Source organism: Lacticaseibacillus rhamnosus, from assembly GCF_900636965.1.
GTDB lineage: Bacteria > Bacillota > Bacilli > Lactobacillales > Lactobacillaceae > Lacticaseibacillus > Lacticaseibacillus rhamnosus.
In genome coordinates, this window is sequence record NZ_LR134331.1 from 1,738,560 (window position 1) to 1,756,463 (window position 17,904).

Consider the following 17,904-nt stretch of genomic DNA (forward strand, 5'->3'; position numbering starts at 1 on the left):
AATCTGCGCCGTATGATAAGCGCGTGACTGGAAAGGCGGGACGATATGAAAATTGCAGTATATTGTGGTGCTAATCGTGGTGTCGATGGCGCATTCGTACAAGCCGCAACACGTGTAGGTGCATGGATTGCCCAACGTGGTGATACCCTGATTTATGGCGGTGGCAAACTCGGGTTAATGGGCGCAGTTGCTCAAAGCGCCTTGAAACATGGTGGCAAAGTGATTGGCATCATCCCTCAAGTGCTGGCAGATCGCGGTCTGGCTCTACCGAATCTGACCCAATTAGAAGTCGTCGAAGATATGGGCACGCGCAAAGCACGCATGATTGCGTTAGCGGATGCTGACATTGCCCTTCCCGGCGGTCCCGGTACGCTTGAGGAAATTACCGAAGCGATCTCGTTTTCACGGATCGGATTAAACGCTAGCCCGACGATCCTATTTAACCAAAATGATTATTACCGTCCGTTACAGCAAATGTATCAAACTGCGGTAACTCAGGGCTTCTTTGATCAGGACGCCTTTGATAATGTATTGTTCTCGTCGGATTTGCCGACAATCAGCAGCTTCATTGCCAACTATCAGCCACTGGGCGTTCGTCAATACCATTAGCAGCTGGTTCTTGAATGCCATTTCAACTTGATACAAAAAGCACGCCGTTCCATTCACAAAGAATGAAACGACGTGCTTTTTAAATACTTAGGCCAAAGCCTTCTTAGCAGTGTCTGCTAATGCTTTGAAACCATCTGGATCGCTGACTGCAAGATCGGCAAGCATCTTACGGTTCATGTCGACATTAGCCACTTTCAAGCCGTGCATCAGCTTGCTGTAGGAAATATCGTTCATCCGTGCTGCTGCGTTAATCCGGGCAATCCATAGACGCCGGAAGTCACGCTTGCGAGCGCGACGATCGCGGAAAGCATAACGGTATGAAACCATAACTTGGGCATTAGCTGCCTTAAACAGCAAATGCTTGGCACCACGATAACCCTTAGCGAGCTTCAGTACCTTCTTACGACGCTTACGAGTAACTGTTCCACCTTTAACACGTGGCATTAGAATTCCTCCTCAAATCAAATCCGATTGCTGATTATTTCATCTGGCTGAGCATCTGGCGGATCCGCTTCATATCTGAGTGGGATACCAATGCTGACTTGCGCAATTGACGACGCTGTTTCTTCGTCTTGCCGTGGAAACGGTGTGACGTATACGCGTGACCGCGCTTAAGGGCACCTGATGCGGTTTTCTTAAAACGCTTTGCAGAAGCGCGGTGGGTCTTGAATTTTGGCATGTCTTTTTCCTCCTCTAAACATCAACGCGCGCACAGCCGGTTAGGGCTGTGCACGCCTTTGTATCATTAACCGATCAGTAATTACTTTTCGGCTCGCGGTGCAAGCATCAAGAACATGCTGCGTCCGTCCATTTTCGGATGGGTTTCAACAGCAGCGATATCCTTAACGGCATCCGCCATCTGCTCAAGAACCTTGCGACCAAGATCCTTATGCGTGATTGCCCGTCCACGGAACCGAACGCTGACTTTGACTTTGTCGCCTTTATTCAGGAACTTAGTCGCGTTCTTCAAACGGGTATTGAAATCTGCTTCACCAATAGTTGGGCTCAGGCGGATTTCCTTGATGGTGACAGTCTTTTGTTTCTTCCGAGCATCGCGCTCTTTCTTCTGCAGCTCGAACCGGAACTTCCCGTAGTCCATGATGCGGGCTACCGGTGGCTTGGCATTAGGCGATACTAGGACAACATCTAAGTTTGCATCCTCGGCAATGGCCAAGGCGTCACGCGTACTCTTAACGCCGAGCTGTTCACCGGTCTGGGAGATCAATCGAACTTCACGTGCGCGAATACTGTCATTGACTATCAGATCTCTTGCTATGGTTGTTCACCTCCGTGTGAATTTCAGAGAAAAAACAAAAACAGCGTAGCCACAAAGGCCCCGCTGTTCATTAAATACCGAACTAATAAGCCTAGAGGTCTAAAGACTTGGGCGAGAAGCGGGAACTTCTGCTTTTTCTCAACGTAGACAACTATACAGGAGTAACAACACGGCGTCAAGCTCCTGTCGGTTAAAATGCCCACATTATGTCTTTGCCCAATTGCGTATGTGGCACCGCGGTGATTGCCGACAGCGGCATAGCAGAGCCAATCTTATCATGGTGAGAAAGATGGGTTGTGCTATGCCGTCAAGGTGAGTTTGGGCCAAGGTGGGTGGGCAAATTGATTTTTGACTGAGGCGATTCCCTCGGCGAAGCGGCATGGGTTGATCTAAAAAGGCCTACAGTTTCAATGTTGGATATCCTCCAACACTAGAAAGTGTAGACCCTAATTTTTTCATCATCAGGGGTCCTTTGCGACAATTACGACCACGAGGAACTGTCAACCAAAAGAGCGTCTGAAATATGATGAACATCGAGATTTGGTTCTTTGTCGAGATGGTCAGCCAGCCACAACTTGTGTTGGGAAATCAGTTTATCGGCGAAGTTGCGGGCCCAGCGACCGTTGCTTTGTTTGTTGGCAGGCAGCTGTTTGTAGTTTTTGACGACAACTGTGTGCAGGAGCTCGGTGTTGATGGTCCAGTGCTTGGTGACGATATTTTCGACGATTTGGGCAATTTCGTCAGGAGTGTAGGCCTCAAACTCCAACGTCAGCGGGACGCGTGAACGCAGGCCCGGGTTTGCTTCGAGGAAATCGTTCATGTCATTGGTGTAACCAGCAAAAATGGCAATAAACTTGTCACGGTTATTCTCAAGTTCGGTGATGAACGTTTCGATGGCCTCTTTGCCAAAATCGTTTTCCGATCCCTGACTGAGCTGGTAAGCCTCATCGACAAATAGTACACCGCCCATCGCGTCACGAATTGCCTTACCGGTTTTCTGAGCGGTTTGGCCGATGTACTGGCCAACGAGGTCCGGACGAGCAACCTCGCTGACGGTATCCTTCGGCAGAATGCCAAGATTGTAAAATAGTTGGGCAATCAGCCGCGCAACTGTGGTCTTACCGGTTCCGGGCGGGCCAGCGAACACCATGTGATAGGTCGGCTTCGTGGCATCAGGCAGCTTGTCTTGCAGTGCCTGATCAACCTTAACCTGCTTAACCAAATCGTTAACAAACGCTTTGACGGAATTCAGTCCGACCATCCCATTGAGTTGGCCAAGCAACGCATCAACTGCGGCTGCCTTTTCTTGACGGTCACCACCGGCCAGCTGGTCGATGATCGAATTAGGAATCGTGAACAAGTTTTGGGAATCTTCAGGGAGACTAACGACGAAGGTCTGAATTAATTTTTCGTTGTAATTGCGGACCCAGCGGCCGTTGCTGTGGTCGACGTTGCCGATGAAGGCCTTGGTGACGGCTTGGGTGTAATGATCCTTATCGACTTTGTAGTCTTGGCGGTGCAGGTCCATCAGGCCAATTTGCGCGATTTCGGCAGGGGTGTAATCCTCAAACTCAAAGACATTCGGCGCCCGGGAGGTCAGACCAGGGTTCATGTTCATGAAATCCTGCATTTGCTTGGTGTAGCCGGCAAAAATAATCATCAGGTCATCGCGATGGTCTTCCATATACTTGAGAATGGTGTCGATTGCCTCTTGCCCCCAGTTGACAGAGCCGCCTTCTTGATACAGGGTATAGGCCTCGTCAATGAAGAGCACGCCACCGGTTGCTGATTCTAGGACTTTTTTCGTTTGCACCGCAGTGCCGCCAACATTCTGTGACACGAGGTCTTCGCGTGAGACTTCGACATAGTTATTCGATGGCAACACTCCGTTTTCATACATGATTTTGCCGACCAGTCGGGCCACCGTCGTCTTACCGGTGCCGGGATTGCCAAGAAACAGCGAGTGCAGCGACTGGGCCGTGGCTTTGCTGCCTTGAGCCGCGCGTTTTTGATTGAAGCTGGCGACCTTGATGAACGTATCAACTTGTTTCTTCAGCTTGGTCAAACCGATCATCTCGTGTAACTGGTCAATCGCCGGTTTTTCGGCGGGTGGTTGCGCAGGTGCACTCGGGGCCTTCGCGGGCGGTGCGGCCGGCGTTTCAACCGGTTTATCATCTGCAGGCGGCTCGGCTTGGGCCGGTTGTTCCTCAGGGGTTCCATTACTGGTGGCAACTTGAGGCTGGCTGATCGCTGCCCCAGGCACATCAACGTCTGCATCGTCTTCAACCAAGATATTCAATGTGTGTAACGGGTCGATGTTCGACCGGGTCACCCGCATGCGACTATGGTCAACATTGGCATCGCTTTGGCCTTCCGGCACCACCAGCTCATCCACCTGCAGGACCGATCCATTACTGGCACTAATCATGAAATAATTCCTGCGCCGATCCGTCAGGTACAACGTATCCGCATTGAATTCGCTGTTGTCTTCCAAATGAATATTTTCGTGGATCTGATTACGCTGTGCGTCCAGCTTTGAACCATTGACATCAATGTCCACAATATCACACTGTGAGATCAGACCGTAAGCACCGTCAACCAAGTATAAACCGGTACCCGCTAAACCGTCGTTGGCATAGCGTGTTTCATGCGCCAGCTCGCACGCGGTCAGGCTGACCGTTCCACTGACGTAGACGACAGGATAGTCGGCTGCGACACGATTGTAAAAGGCAACGCTTGTGGCAATCATCTGACCGCCTTTATCCACATAAACCACGTTGCTTTTAGGTTTTGTGTTAATCAGGGTGACATTTTGAAGCTTCAACATGCCCCCTTCTTTAACGTCAAATTCTGTGTAGATCACGACGTCTGTCGGCGACTGACCGGCTCCATGAATTTCAAGCGTGCCACATTGAACGCCATCGACTGACTTATACTCCCCAGGGTCAATGACCACGACATCGCCTTCTTCCGCCTTTATCACGGCATCATCGAAACTTGTCTTGCCGAACCCCATGCCAACACTGATTGCATGACGCATACGCATCACTCCTTTGCTTTTTGATGCAAGCAACAACAGGCCTGACCCCATAGGTCTGACCTGTTGTTACGATTACCCGTTGATTTTTTTGGCTTGTGCCCATATGTAAACCAAGCCGATTGTCCCCAACAGGAAACTGAACGTGAACTTTAGCATGAAAATGATGAACCGAAACGCCCCATAGATGAGGATCCACCACAGTGACTCGCCGATCATCGCGACTGAGAAGCCGAAGAAAAAGTCACCTAACGTGCTTCGCTTGTCCCGCCTTTGGCCGATCGATTGCAGAATGGTGACGGTGAACGGATACAAGATCAAGTTGATCACCGACAGCATCAACGGCAACCCCATGGCCATCCCTAGTAGCAAGCCGGCCACGCCGAATGCGTATTGGATGATCCAAAACTTTATCGGTTGCATGGTAAAAATACGCTTGAACTGGTCGCCCTTTGACAACGTGTTTTTTGGGGCGGCTTCGGTACCAAACTTTGGACCTTGGGGAGTCGCAGTGTTCGGTTTGGCGTTAATCCCAAAGGCCTGTTTGGGTTGGTCTTTTGAAGCCGCAGATTCGGCTAATTTTGGCTTCTGGCCTGGTTGTGCACCTAGTCCAAATTTTGGCTTATTGTCCATTTGTTAGTTCCTCCATTCGCTAAATTTGGCTGAAAAAATGGCAAAAAAATGAATACCTCATTCGTTCATGTTTCTGCCCAAATAGCTGGCACCACTGTTGCTCAGGTGCCGGTTACTTTGTCATCAGCTAACAACAACTTAGTTTAACGAATGATAGCGACACAATATGACATTAACTCACTTGGCAGCCGAAAATTGCCAAAAAAAAACAGGACACATCGAATTTTGATGCTCCTGCAATTGCGATTCATTGCTTGTATTGATTAAGTGCAGCCATTAATTCTTCACGCATGCGTTTGATCAAAGACGGTGGCGAAATTACTTTTAGTGCAGCGCCTTGGCTTAATAACCAAAGTAAGGCGCCGTCTAATCTGGCGAAGGCTTCAATGACCACGCTCCCATCTGCGTTGTGACGAATCACCCGCGAGCCGGGAAATTGATCCAAAGCAGTCTGCGGATAGTAGCGATAAACAAACTGAATTTGCATTAAATCACCAGAATCCAATAAATAGGTCTGACGCCGGTGGTCTTGTAATGAGAATCTGGTGGCGTAATCCAGCTTGTCTCCTTCGCTCACAGCCTTGATCTCACCGATCCGGTCCAGTCGGTATAGCCAGTAACCACCACGAGTCTGACTCAACATGGCAACATAAAAATAATGCACTTCAAAAAACAACGCCACTGGCTGGGCATGATGAATCAGCGGTGTTGGTTCTGTTGCCTGGCTGCTGAGATAAGTGAACGTCAAGCGCCGATGATTGGCGATATAAGCTGCGACTTCAGCTAAGCGACTCAATAAAAGTTTGGGCTGAGATAACGGTGTGTAGCTGCCGCGAGCAATGCGGAGCTGTTGACGCACTTCTACTTGCTTAACGGGAGACAGTCCCGAAAACAAGTAATTGAGCGCAGCATCCAACTCACTCGGTAATAATGCGCGACTGCCCAGCAGGATATTACTGATGGCTAATACGATTTGACCGTTCAAAGGGGTGGTTGGCGGTTCTAGTCGGTAAGTGCCTTGATGTTCGACGAGTTGACCGGCAGAAGAATCTTCTAACGCCGCTCTGATATGTGCAAGGTCGCGTTGACAAGTCCGGCGGCTGATCGCATATTTTTTTGAATATCAACTGAGCGGATGGTCATGCCACCCATCAGTTGTGCCATTAGCGCTGCTATCCGTTGATTACTCTGCACTAGTTCCACCTCCATTCATTCGACTGGCCAAGGGTCACAAGTCACTCACGATTGTTATCGATCAGCTCAATGACTGACAGGCGCCAATTTTGTCGGGCTTTATTATAGAGTCAATTTATGATAAGTTTCAAGGTTAAAAAAGCAATAGCGGCCCTGTCGGCTAAAATGCCCACATTAACGCTGATTTTGGCATCTTAACGTTGATAAAACGGTTCAAATTCACCACTCACATACCGGCCAAGCTCATTATCAGCCGGACTGACATGAAATTGCAGCGTCTCTGGTAAATAGGCTTCTGCAAAAGCAACAAGCGCATGCAAGTCGGCGTTTTCGTCAGTATCCACTACCAACAATAAACTCTTGGCATCGTTGGCTCGAATCATGGTTGCTAAATATGCAGCATGAATCGTTGCCATTTTCGGCAAGTACGTTTGCAGACGTGAAACAAGATCAGCCGCTTCTTTAGGCGGTTCAGAAAGACGAACAGCCTCGCCATGTTCGGCTTGATCCGGTTTAGCAACATAAAACAGGTTGGCGCGGGTTAAGACCATGTTTTCGCCATACGGATTGATTACAACGCCGTGAATATCGTGGTCTTCATAGAGAAAATTTGCACAATCGTCAATGGTTGCAACCGCAAAATGGTCATGATCAGGGCTCTGGGCAAAACTGGCCTGGTCGGTAAAAATAGGCAGAAAATCACGACCGCTATCATCCGTCAACAACACCACAGTCGGATCCCCTGTCCGCGCCGTGCCAACCGGTAACATAAATTTAGCTGTTTTTAACCCCGCGTAAAAAGCTGCGCGGGGTTCATCATTTTGATCTGCACGTAATAAATGCATCAGGTGAATCAATTGGGGATTTTTAACTTGTGGTTCATCACTCATCATGGTCATCTCCTTTATCCTGCTGTTGATCCGCGTTAATTTTTTCTCGAAAAGCGCGTAATTTCTTAGGCAATCCAAGTAGCCAGGACAATAAGACGATCCCGACACTACCGAAAACCGCAACGCCTTGGGGCTGGAATTCGATCTTGCCGAACCACCAATTTGCAATCCCATATGCGACAACCGCGGTTAACAACATCACGAATCCCATGATCATCAATAATCCGCGGCCACGATGAGCGATTAGCCAGTAGCCGCGTTGATTAGGGGTGCGCCACGGCAGTTTCATATAGATCAGCAAGACAGCGAAGTACAAGACCGCTGCTAATATTTTGGTAACGAAGAACAAGACAAGCCAAGAAGCCCATAACGCAATAAACACCTAGTCACCCTTTCTTTGATGTGGGTTTTAAATGAGTTTAGTGTATCATACATCACAAAATGTCGTGAAACCGCGAGATCTTTATCCTAAGATTGCGCTAATCCTTCAACGGCAATTAAAAAGATCTGAGCTAAATTGCCCAGATCTTTTCGTTGGAGCTAAATGAATTAGTCACCTAAAACCTTATTAGCTTCGCCCGGCTTGGTTTTGCCGTCGCGACTGTAGTTCTTAACCTCAGCTACCATCGCATCAATGAACATATTACCTGCTTCTTCTTCAGTATGTTCATCGCCATACCGCCGTACGGATACCGCCGCATCGTTGAGTTCTTTGTCCCCGACAACGACCGTGTACGGAATCTTCTTGGTTTGGGCTTCGCGAATCTTATAACCCATCTTTTCATTGCGGTCATCGACTTTGACGCGCAACCCGGCTGCCTGCATCTGGCGTTTGATGCGGTTGACATAGTCTAAGTGCAGATCATTGTTAACCGGAATCAAAACGGCCTGTGTTGGTGCCAGCCAGGTTGGGAAAGCACCCTTATAAATTTCGGTCAAGTATGCGATGAATCGTTCCATCGTGCCGACAATCCCACGGTGAATCATGACTGGCCGATGTTCCTCGCCATCCTTGCCGACATAAGTCAAGTTGAAGCGTTCCGGCAACATGAAGTCTAACTGAATCGTTGACATGGTTTCATCGTTGCCAAGCGCGGTCTTAGTCTGGATATCCAGCTTTGGACCATAAAAGGCTGCTTCACCCTCGGCTTCGTAATAGTCTAGGTGCAAGTCATCCATAGCGCCTTTCAACATGCTCTGGCTACGGGTCCACATTTCGTCATCATCAAAATACTTTTCGGTATTCTTAGGATCACGATAAGAAAGCCGGAAGCTGTAATCGGTAATGTTGAAGTCTTCATAAACATCCATGATCAGGCGCAGAATCTTTTTGAATTCTTCTTGGACTTGATCCAACGCAACGAATGTGTGGCCATCGTTTAAAGTCATTTCGCGAACACGTTGCAAACCAGACAAAGCACCTGATTTTTCATACCGATGCATCATCCCTAGTTCAGCAATCCGCAGTGGTAATTCTCGATAAGACCGGATGTGATGGTTATAAATCTGAATATGGCTTGGGCAGTTCATCGGACGTAATTCGAGCATTTCGCCATCGCCCATGTCCATCGGCGGGAACATGTCTTCACGATAATGATCCCAGTGGCCGGACGTCTTGTACAAGTCAAGGTTGGCAAGCACGGGGGTGTAAACATGTTCGTAACCATCGGCAATTTCTTTGTCAATGATGTAGCGTTCAATGACCCGCCGAATCGTTGCGCCATTTGGCATCCAGTACGGCAACCCAGCGCCGACTTTAGGATCAACGAAGAAAAGATCCAAGTCGCGGCCGATAACCCGGTGATCACGTTCAGCCGCTTCCTTACGCCGCTTAGCATCATCTTCAAGGCCTTTTTCGCTCCAATAAGCGGTCCCGTAAATCCGCTGTAGCATCGGGTTGCTGCTCTTACCTTGCCAATAGGCGCCGGCAACCGACAGCAGCTTGAAATGCTTCAAATCCTTAAGACTAGGAAGCAAGACTTTTTCTTCAAAATCAACAAAATCGCCTAGCTTATAACCCTTAATCGGATCGCCGGCAGCTTCGACCAGTTGCTTTTTGAACGGATCGTCCTTAAAACGGTCAAAAGCCTCTGCCCGACTGAGCTCCACTGGCTCCAAGGCAGCGTTAGCCTTAATGATTTCTTCCATTTTCTTTTGGACTGTCGGTAAATCATCAACACTGACTTGTCCATCCGCACGATCGGTATCATAGTAAAAACCGTCTTCTATGGCCTGGCCCTTGCCAAAATGGATATCAGGGTACAATGCTTTGAGTGCTGCTGCTAAAACAAATGCCGCCGTCTGCCGCAAAACCGTGAGCCCTTCTGCATCATCTTTGGTCATAATCTGCAGTTTGCCGGAATGGGCAATCGGTTCATTGTATGCAATCAATTCATCGTCTAATTTACCAGCAACAGCCTTTTTTGCCAGACTATTGCTAATGCCTTCCGTGATGGCTTTTACCGTTGTACCATCAGGAAATTGTTTGACACTGCCATCTGGAAACGTAATATCTAATGCCATAAGTAAGACTCCTTTGTCGTTTTTTCGAAGAAACCATTTTACCGAGTGCCACTTCTGACTTGGGGAGGAAAATCGCGCTGGCTCGCGCTTACTTTCTATAACGCGCTCCCCGGCGCAGGAATCTGCGTGTAAGGACCTTGAACGCAATGGCCAAAGCCCGGCCAACACGCTCAAGGCCACTTACACTCCGATTCCTAAGCGCGCCGGATCGCGCTCACAAAAAATCCCTGATATCTCCTAAGAGACATCAGGGACGATTTGTGATCGCGGTTCCACCCAGATTGCCGACAGTCTTGCTGCGGGCCACTTCATTAGCGCGTAACCTGCGCAACAGGGCCATTAGGGCAATCTCGAGAAGTGGTTCGGATCAGATCTTGCAAGGCTTTCAGCCACGGCCTTACTCTCTAGTAGATGATCCTTTATTGCTTCCGTCTTCGATAGCTACATTGAACCACAATGTCCGCTTTGGTGCAAGCAAGTTTCAGAAAATAGTTTTGCCGGCTCGATCGTTTCATACCGGCTTGTCATGATCTTGATCAATCTGCCAAAGGGTTCCGGCGATTTTCACCGTCAACGGTAATTTCTTTTGCCAAGAACCGTACCCGCTCCATAATGCGTTTGGCTTTTAACATTTCCGAGTTGCCCCGGTCCGTCCCTGCCAATGACTCGGTTAATTCGGCCATACTCTTGTTTGAACTGAACAGCGTCGGCATTTTCTCCTGCATGCGATATTGCAGAATAATGCCCAGTACGTCATCCCGAACCCATGGACTGATGCTTTCGGCGCCAATATCATCAAGCATTAAAATCGGTGCCCGCTTCACGCTATCAATCTTTTTCAACACGCTGTTATTGCCGATTGCATTCTTCATTTCAACGACAAATGTCGGTACATGAATTAATGTGGTTGCAATGCCGCCTTTGCTTGCTAAATCGTTGGCAATCGCACCTAACAAGTATGTCTTGCCAACCCCAAACGGCCCACTTAAATATAATCCCTGATGAAACGCCTTAGGATCGGCAACAACCGCTAAAACAAACCGGTTTGCGGCCAAAAGTGCATCAAGTCGGTCATCGGTTGGATCATAACTGTCCAAGCTTGCATCGCGAATATCTTTAGGCATGTTCACAGAGGTCACCAATGAGGCTTGCTTGGCCTCTTCGTCTGCCGCTACTTTCGCATCAGTCGGTTCATACGCCACATCAATCAAACCATTTGCCACGACAAGTTTGGGTTGATAGCCAGGCGCCAATGGTAATTCGCCTCGGGCAATCTTGTTACGCTCACTGACAAATTCATAAATCTTGGCAGTTCCGCGGTCAATGGCATCATTGGCTAAATCCGCTTCATGCTGCTTCAGGAAAGTCTGGACTTCCGGATCCTGCAATGCTTCTTTGACCATCTTAAAATACCGCTCCCGCCACTGTCGGGAATCCATCAACATGGCCAGACGCTTACGCATATCTTCCATTAGTTCTTACCTCCTTTATCACCAAGCTGCCGAAGTTTCTCCAATTGGGCAGCCAAGGTTTGCCGATCAGCTTCACTGACCTTCTTTTTCTTTGGCTGATAACCTTCCTTAGCCCAATCCGGTAGCTTTTCTTGCCGCGTGCCTTTTGTTTGAGTTTGACGACGTTTTTGGTCAGTCGCCTTTTGCTGCTCAAACGCATGGATCTGGTTTAAGGCAGCTTCCGGGCTGGTTACATTGGCTTTTAACCAGCTGTTGGCAATCGCATCCAACAACGCCTGATTAATACTGTCGTTGGTTCTGAGAATATAATCAATCAGAATATTAATCGTCGGTGCGTCAAAAACATTGCGCTCACTCAATTGCTGAATGGCGCGCAGTTCGTTGTTAGCCGGATACATGCGCGCGTTTTTAGCCTGTTTCGCCGCAGTTAAAAACTGCCGCGGTGGCATACTTTTGGCCCGCTTAAGCAATGCCTCATCAGCACTTGCTACTTTTGGCGTCTGGGTTGGAGTTTGCGGTTTGGCATGTGGCTGCTGGCGCGTATAGCTTTGTTCGGCTAGCCGGCGCAGTTGATTCAAATCGATTTTTCCCGTCATAACATCGGTTGCGCGACTGATCAGGCGGGCAAAATCAGGCGGTTGCAAGCCGTAAAATGCCGCTACCTGATATAGTGCCGCTTGATGTTTAGTCAGTTGTCCGGTTTGCAGATTGCTATTGGCCAACAACGATTTTAATAAGTCCCAATCGTAGCCATCCCCGCTTCCCAACCGTGGACGACTTGCCGGCTTTTGGGTCACGGCTTCTTTAGCGGCCACAACAGCCGGTGGTTCCTGGCTGAGATCATGGTCAAAGCGAAACACATCCAAGAAGCTGGCGGTAATCTCTTGCCATTCCGGACGCCGCACCGGTTTCAAGCTAAACTTGGCTACCAATTCATCGTAGCGATTCTCGCCCACTTTGTCATACAGCAGGAGTCCTAACAGGTCATCTTTGAAAAAGGCATCGGGACTCACCGGTGGGTAAAGTTCATACGCATAATAACGGCCCAATGAGTCAACTTGCGAATAAGTGCGTAATAACCCCACTGCTTCCAATTTCACGCGCGCAACAAACAGCTGCTCAATGTCAATATCCAAAAGATCCAGCAACCAAAGTTGCGGCCGCCGATCCGTGACCAAGGCGCGGTCTTTGACTTCTTGCCATAAGCTCAGGTAAAGCGCCATCGGAACCGGGCCAACTAAGGGTTGATAAAGCGAAACTGCCACTTTTTCGTCAAAGTCACTAAAATAACCTGCTTTGGTCAACACAAACCCGGCTTGCGGAATAAACGTATCAGGGCGCTGCATGACTTTCACCTCTTTTCAGACAACGGACCTGAGACAATCGCCTCAGGTCCGTTTTGTTGATTGCTTCAATTACGTTTACTTCTTAGTCTTTTCCTTCTTCATCATATCCTGAAGCTCTTGCATGAAGACGGACATATCCTTAAATTGGCGGTAAACACTGGCAAAGCGAATATAAGCGACATCATCGACATCCGCTAATTTCGACATGACATATTCGCCAATTGCTTGACTGGAAACTTCATTTTCACCGATCGCGCGCAGTTGATTTTCAACCGAATCCACGATCCCTTGCATTTGTTCCATGGTCACCGGCCGTTTTTCAGCAGCCCGGATGAGTCCTTTGAGAATCTTCTCGCGGTTAAATTCTTCCCGCGTGCCATTCTTTTTGATGACCAATAACGGGGTCTGTTCAACGCGTTCAAAAGTTGTAAAACGAAACCCGCAGTTCTCGCACTCACGCCGACGCCGGATTGCCCGACCGCCGTCTGTGGGACGCGAATCGACAACCCGCGAACTATTATGATGGCAATGGGGACATTGCACGACTCCACCTTCTTAATCAAAGTTTGATAGCTTATTATAGCACGTGCAAGCCGCTTATGATAGTTGCTCAAGCCGGTGAATCAAGGCTTTTGCCTGGTCAATCGTCGCTGCTTGTGTCCCGTTGTTATCGATCACAAAATCAGCCATTGCCGCTTTTTTGGATAACGGTATTTGAGAAGCGATGCGTTCTTGGGCAGCTTCTTTGGTTAAGCCATCGCGCGTCATCAACCGCGCCAATTGCACTTCAGGATCAACCGTTACCACCGCAACGCCATCAAACGCATCGGCATAGTCAGCTTCATACAAAAGCGGGATATCCCCAACAACGATGGCAGCACCGCCTGCTTTGGCTTGAGCAAGCGCTTGATTAATCGCTGCACGCAAATACGGGCGATTAATTTGGTTCAATGCTTCCATACGTCCCGGCTGCGAAAACACAATGTCGCCCAGTTTGGCCCGGTCAAGCGTCCCGTCTTTGCGTAAGACCCCCGGCCCAAACGCTTGGACAATTCGCGCAAGCACCGGTTGACCCGGTTCAACAATGCGCCGGGCAATCACATCGGCATCCACCACCGGAAACCCAGCCGCTTTAAATGTCCGGCTTACCGTTGATTTGCCTGACGCGATGCCGCCTGTCAGCCCTAACAAAAAGGTCATGCCAGTTGCCCCCTTCGATGTAGCGGCTGGCAATGCGGGCAATAATACGTGCCGCGTTGACCGACTTTGATTTTGACAATCGTGGTGCCGCAACGATCACAAGGCGTCCCTTCACGATCATAGACATGCAAAGCATCCTGAAACGAACCGCGATTGCCTTCAGCATCAACGTAAGTATGGGCACTGGTCCCGCCAGCGGCAATGGCGTCGTCCAATTCCTTGATAATCGCATCATGTAACGTGTGAACCTCCGCCTTGGTTAAGGTATTAGCTGGCTGCAGGGGATTGAGCTTGCTGAGCCATAAGACCTCATCAGCATAAATATTGCCGATTCCGGCCACAACAGTTTGATCCAGCAAAACCGATTTAATGGCTTTATGATGCCGTTTTAGTTTCTGGGAAAAGTCATTTTCGCTAAAAGTAGCAGCAGTCGGCTCCGGTCCTAGCTTGGCCAGCGCTGGCACCAATTGCTCCTGACCCGTGTGAATCAGCCGCATCCGGCCAAACTTGCGCAGATCGCGGTAACGCAACTGGCTGCCATCCTGAAAGGTAAACGTCACATGATCATGCTTATCCAGCGGCGTTTTGGCATCCGAAACAACGTAATAGCGGCCTTCCATGCGCAAATGACTGACAATCGCCATGCCGTTGTTAAGCCGAATCAGTAAATACTTACCGCGGCGATCAATCGTGGTGACGGCAGCGCCCACGACCTGTTTTTGAAAAGCTGTCAAACCATTGATGAGGATTTTCTCCCAGTTTGTGCTAATCGCGGTGATTTTTTTATCTTTGACTAACGGTAACAAGGAACGGCGAACCGTTTCAACTTCAGGTAATTCAGGCATAAGATCTCCTTATTTCGCATCAAACCAGGTCGGTCCATAATGACTTTCGACTTTCAAAGGTACCGCCAGCGAAACAGCCGAGTCCATAATCTTAGGCACTAATTGTCCAAGTTGCGCCATTTCAGCAGTCGGAGCTTCAAAAATCAGTTCATCGTGTACCTGCAGCAACATTTTCGCCTGCAGATGGGCCTCATCCAACGCCTTTTGCATGCGAATCATCGCGACTTTAATGATATCTGCGGCACTCCCTTGGATCGGCGTATTCATCGCCGTTCGTTCCGCAAACTTGCGCAAGTTGAAATTGCGGGAGTGAATCTGGGGCAGATAACGACGGCGGTGGAAGAGCGTTTCAACATAGCCATCTTCACGCGCTTTCTTGACCATATTTTCCATGTAATCGTGGACTTTCGGGTACTGTTCAAAATAACCGTCAATAAACGCCTTAGCCTGCTTCCTGGAAATCCCGATATTTTGCGCCAACCCATAATCGCTGATGCCGTAAACAATCCCAAAGTTCGTGGCCTTGGCTTGGCGGCGCATATCCGGCGTGACTTCATCAGGAGAATCGAGGCCAAAAATTTTCATGGCGGTATTCGCGTGAATATCAACGCCGTGTTTAAAGGCTTGTTGCATATTCTCATCACCCGAGATATGCGATAACACGCGTAATTCGATTTGCGAATAATCCGAGCTAAAAATCTGCCAATCCGGATGAGAAGGGACAAAGGCTTTCCGGATAATCTTCCCTTCATCCCGTGCTGGAATATTTTGCATATTCGGGTCAACGGAACTCAGACGCCCGGTTTGCGTCAGTGTCTGTAAATAACGGGTGTGAATTTTATGATCCGGCATTTGTGCTTTCAACAAGCCCACCACATAAGTCGAGTTTAGTTTGGCCCAGCCGCGATAATCCAGAATATCCTGAACAATTGGACTAGCCGATTTCAATTCGTTTAAAACATCGACACTGGTGGAATAACCGGTTTTGGTCTTTTTAATCACTGGTAAATTCAGCTTTTCGAATAACACTTCGCCTAATTGCTTCGGCGAATTCAGATTAAATTTAACGCCGGCTTCACCATAAATTTTTTCTTCCAACACCTTAATGCTTTGCGAAAATTCGGTTCCCATATCCTTTAAGGTTTGGGCATTCAACGTGATACCTTGAATTTCCATTTCCGCCAAAACCCGCGCCAGTGGCATTTCCATGTCCGTGAAAAGATCCGTCTGTTCCTGCTTAGCCAAATCTTCGGTTAAATCAGGACGCAAGGCGAATAAGGCCTGAGACTTACGAGCGAATTGTTCAAACAGCAGTTTATCTTCAGGCACTTGACGCTTAGCACCTTTACCATATACATCTTCATCGCGAGGCAAGTCATGATAATCATGGTCTTCTGCAATTTTACCCAGATCATTGCTATTTTCATCTGGATTAATCAGATACGAGGCCAACAAAACATCGAAGGCAATGTCAGGCAGATGCAAGCCAAGACGATGAGCGGCGACAATATTGCGTTTACCATCAAACACCGTTAAGTCGCGGTTTGAATCACCAAGCCACTTAGCAACTTCCGGAATCGTCAACAATGACACATCTGTACTAACATAGGTTTCTTCTTTGGTTCCGATGAAAAAGCCCACTTGTTCAGCGGTATGATAATTATCCGCTAACATTTCAATCTCAAAGGTTAACGGTTCGGTTGTTTTCGTGAGCGCCAAAATTGATTGGTCATCCAAAACGGAATAATGTACCGGTTGTGACGGTTTTGCGACATCCCCGCCAATTTTCTTCAACAAGGAATTCATATTCATCTTAGTATAGAAATCGCGTAACTTCGCCAAATCGGGACCGTTATACTTTACGTCTGCAAGATCGATGGTCACAGGTGCATCGCGGTCAATTGTGGCTAACTGCTTGCTCAGGTACGCTTTGTCTTTGTCATTGATGAGATTTTCCTTCATTTTGGAAGTCTTCATCGCATCAATGTTAGCGTAAAGGTTTTCGATACTGCCGTATTGCTTTAGCAGTTTTAAGGCCGTTTTTTCGCCAACCTTGGTGACCCCTGGATAATTGTCTGACGTATCACCCATTAACCCCTTTAGATCAATAATCTGAGTGGGGGTAATGCCAAGCTTTTCTTTAACGTGTTCCGGCGTGTACGCCTCAAGTTCATTAACGCCTTTGACCGTGACCTGCACCGTTGTTTGATCCGTCGTTAATTGGGTTAAATCACGATCGCCAGTCACAATCGTTGTCTGCCACCCTGCATCATCAGCACGCTTAGCCATCGTTCCGATAATGTCATCAGCTTCATAATCCTTGAGTTCATAATGCTGAATGCCCATATCATCGAGTAGTTCCTTGATATACGGCAGCTGCTCTAACAACTCGCTTGGCGTCTTCGCCCGACCGCTTTTATAATCCGCGTATTTTGCCGTTCGAAAAGTTGTTTTTCCGGCATCAAACGCCACCAAAGCAGCGTCCGGTTTAACCGACTTTAAAACAATCTCGAGCATATTGTTAAATGCGTAGATGGCATTGGTGTGCAGCCCATCTTGATTGGTGAAACGATCGAGTTGATTGTACAAGGCAAAAAAAGCACGAAATGCAATCGAGTTGCCGTCAATCAACAATAATTTAGTTTGACTCGTCATATATGAGCTTCCTTTTCTTCTCAAACCACCGCTATCGATGACATGAGTTAATTGTCATCATTATTGTACCAAATTCTTTGCCCTTGTGACGGCACGTTCCTAGTTAAGGGGGATCATCTCTCAGCCGTTGCGGTTTGATAGGTTGCAGTGGGCGGTGGCCGTCCATTGATACACGTTTCTTCGTGCAAAAGCTTACGTGTAAGGACATTGAACGCAATGGCAAA

Annotated in this window: 17 protein-coding genes; 1 reads left to right on the forward strand and 16 read right to left on the reverse strand. The window is 48.3% G+C overall.

Features of this window, described 5'->3' with window-relative positions; translation table 11 throughout:
• Positions 1 to 45: 45 nt before the first annotated feature.
• Positions 46 to 609, forward strand: a complete 564-nt coding sequence (locus EL173_RS08880; protein WP_005689744.1) for an LOG family protein — start codon at positions 46 to 48, stop codon at positions 607 to 609.
• 87 nt (positions 610 to 696) lie between these two features.
• Here EL173_RS08880 and rplT read toward each other — a convergent pair whose 3' ends face one another.
• From rplT to polA, 16 genes are all read right to left on the reverse strand, one after another.
• Positions 697 to 1,053 carry a 50S ribosomal protein L20 gene (gene rplT / locus EL173_RS08885; RefSeq protein ID WP_005684470.1) on the reverse strand — a complete coding sequence of 119 codons (357 nt, stop codon included), beginning with the start codon at positions 1,051 to 1,053 and terminating at the stop codon, positions 697 to 699.
• A gap of 34 nt (positions 1,054 to 1,087) precedes the next feature.
• Complete coding sequence (gene rpmI, locus EL173_RS08890) at positions 1,088 to 1,288, reverse strand: 50S ribosomal protein L35 (protein ID WP_003565872.1); 201 nt, start codon at positions 1,286 to 1,288, stop codon at positions 1,088 to 1,090.
• An 81-nt stretch (positions 1,289 to 1,369) separates the two neighbouring features.
• Complete coding sequence (gene infC, locus EL173_RS08895; RefSeq protein ID WP_024305638.1) at positions 1,370 to 1,870, reverse strand: translation initiation factor IF-3; 501 nt, start codon at positions 1,868 to 1,870, stop codon at positions 1,370 to 1,372.
• Between the two features lie 496 nt (positions 1,871 to 2,366).
• A complete protein-coding gene (locus EL173_RS08900; protein ID WP_014571386.1) occupies positions 2,367 to 4,925 on the reverse strand; it encodes an AAA family ATPase in 2,559 nt (852 codons plus the stop codon).
• Positions 4,926 to 4,997: 72 nt separating this feature from the next.
• Complete coding sequence (locus tag EL173_RS08905) at positions 4,998 to 5,555, reverse strand: hypothetical protein (RefSeq protein WP_005689750.1); 558 nt, start codon at positions 5,553 to 5,555, stop codon at positions 4,998 to 5,000.
• A gap of 247 nt (positions 5,556 to 5,802) precedes the next feature.
• Entirely contained in the window at positions 5,803 to 6,540 is a 738-nt protein-coding gene (locus EL173_RS08910) for a helix-turn-helix transcriptional regulator (RefSeq protein WP_005689752.1), read from the reverse strand.
• Between the two features lie 68 nt (positions 6,541 to 6,608).
• Positions 6,609 to 6,749, reverse strand: coding sequence for a hypothetical protein (locus EL173_RS15125; RefSeq protein ID WP_014571387.1), 141 nt, complete (start codon positions 6,747 to 6,749; stop codon positions 6,609 to 6,611).
• A gap of 194 nt (positions 6,750 to 6,943) precedes the next feature.
• Positions 6,944 to 7,639: an enhanced serine sensitivity protein SseB C-terminal domain-containing protein gene (locus EL173_RS08915; protein WP_014571388.1), complete on the reverse strand. Its 696-nt coding sequence runs from the start codon at positions 7,637 to 7,639 to the stop codon at positions 6,944 to 6,946.
• Positions 7,632 to 8,021: a hypothetical protein gene (locus EL173_RS08920; RefSeq protein WP_005689758.1), complete on the reverse strand. Its 390-nt coding sequence runs from the start codon at positions 8,019 to 8,021 to the stop codon at positions 7,632 to 7,634. Before EL173_RS08920 ends, EL173_RS08915 begins: the two co-directional genes overlap by 8 nt.
• A gap of 167 nt (positions 8,022 to 8,188) precedes the next feature.
• The gene (gene thrS / locus EL173_RS08925; RefSeq protein WP_005689759.1) at positions 8,189 to 10,162 is read right to left on the reverse strand and encodes a threonine--tRNA ligase; all 1,974 of its coding nucleotides are present in this window, start codon (positions 10,160 to 10,162) and stop codon (positions 8,189 to 8,191) included.
• Positions 10,163 to 10,698: 536 nt separating this feature from the next.
• The gene (dnaI, locus tag EL173_RS08935) at positions 10,699 to 11,634 is read right to left on the reverse strand and encodes a primosomal protein DnaI (protein ID WP_005689761.1); all 936 of its coding nucleotides are present in this window, start codon (positions 11,632 to 11,634) and stop codon (positions 10,699 to 10,701) included.
• A complete protein-coding gene (locus EL173_RS08940) occupies positions 11,634 to 12,980 on the reverse strand; it encodes a replication initiation and membrane attachment family protein (RefSeq protein ID WP_005689762.1) in 1,347 nt (448 codons plus the stop codon). Before EL173_RS08940 ends, dnaI begins: the two co-directional genes overlap by 1 nt.
• Before the next feature lie 75 nt (positions 12,981 to 13,055).
• Positions 13,056 to 13,523, reverse strand: coding sequence for a transcriptional regulator NrdR (gene nrdR / locus EL173_RS08945; RefSeq protein ID WP_005687991.1), 468 nt, complete (start codon positions 13,521 to 13,523; stop codon positions 13,056 to 13,058).
• A 54-nt stretch (positions 13,524 to 13,577) separates the two neighbouring features.
• Positions 13,578 to 14,180, reverse strand: coding sequence for a dephospho-CoA kinase (coaE, locus tag EL173_RS08950; protein ID WP_005689764.1), 603 nt, complete (start codon positions 14,178 to 14,180; stop codon positions 13,578 to 13,580).
• On the reverse strand, positions 14,177 to 15,025 hold the full coding sequence (mutM, locus tag EL173_RS08955) for a DNA-formamidopyrimidine glycosylase (RefSeq protein WP_019728305.1): 849 nt from the start codon (positions 15,023 to 15,025) through the stop codon (positions 14,177 to 14,179). Before mutM ends, coaE begins: the two co-directional genes overlap by 4 nt.
• 9 nt (positions 15,026 to 15,034) lie before the next feature.
• Complete coding sequence (gene polA, locus EL173_RS08960) at positions 15,035 to 17,680, reverse strand: DNA polymerase I (RefSeq protein WP_005689766.1); 2,646 nt, start codon at positions 17,678 to 17,680, stop codon at positions 15,035 to 15,037.
• Between the last annotated feature and the right edge of the window lie 224 nt (positions 17,681 to 17,904).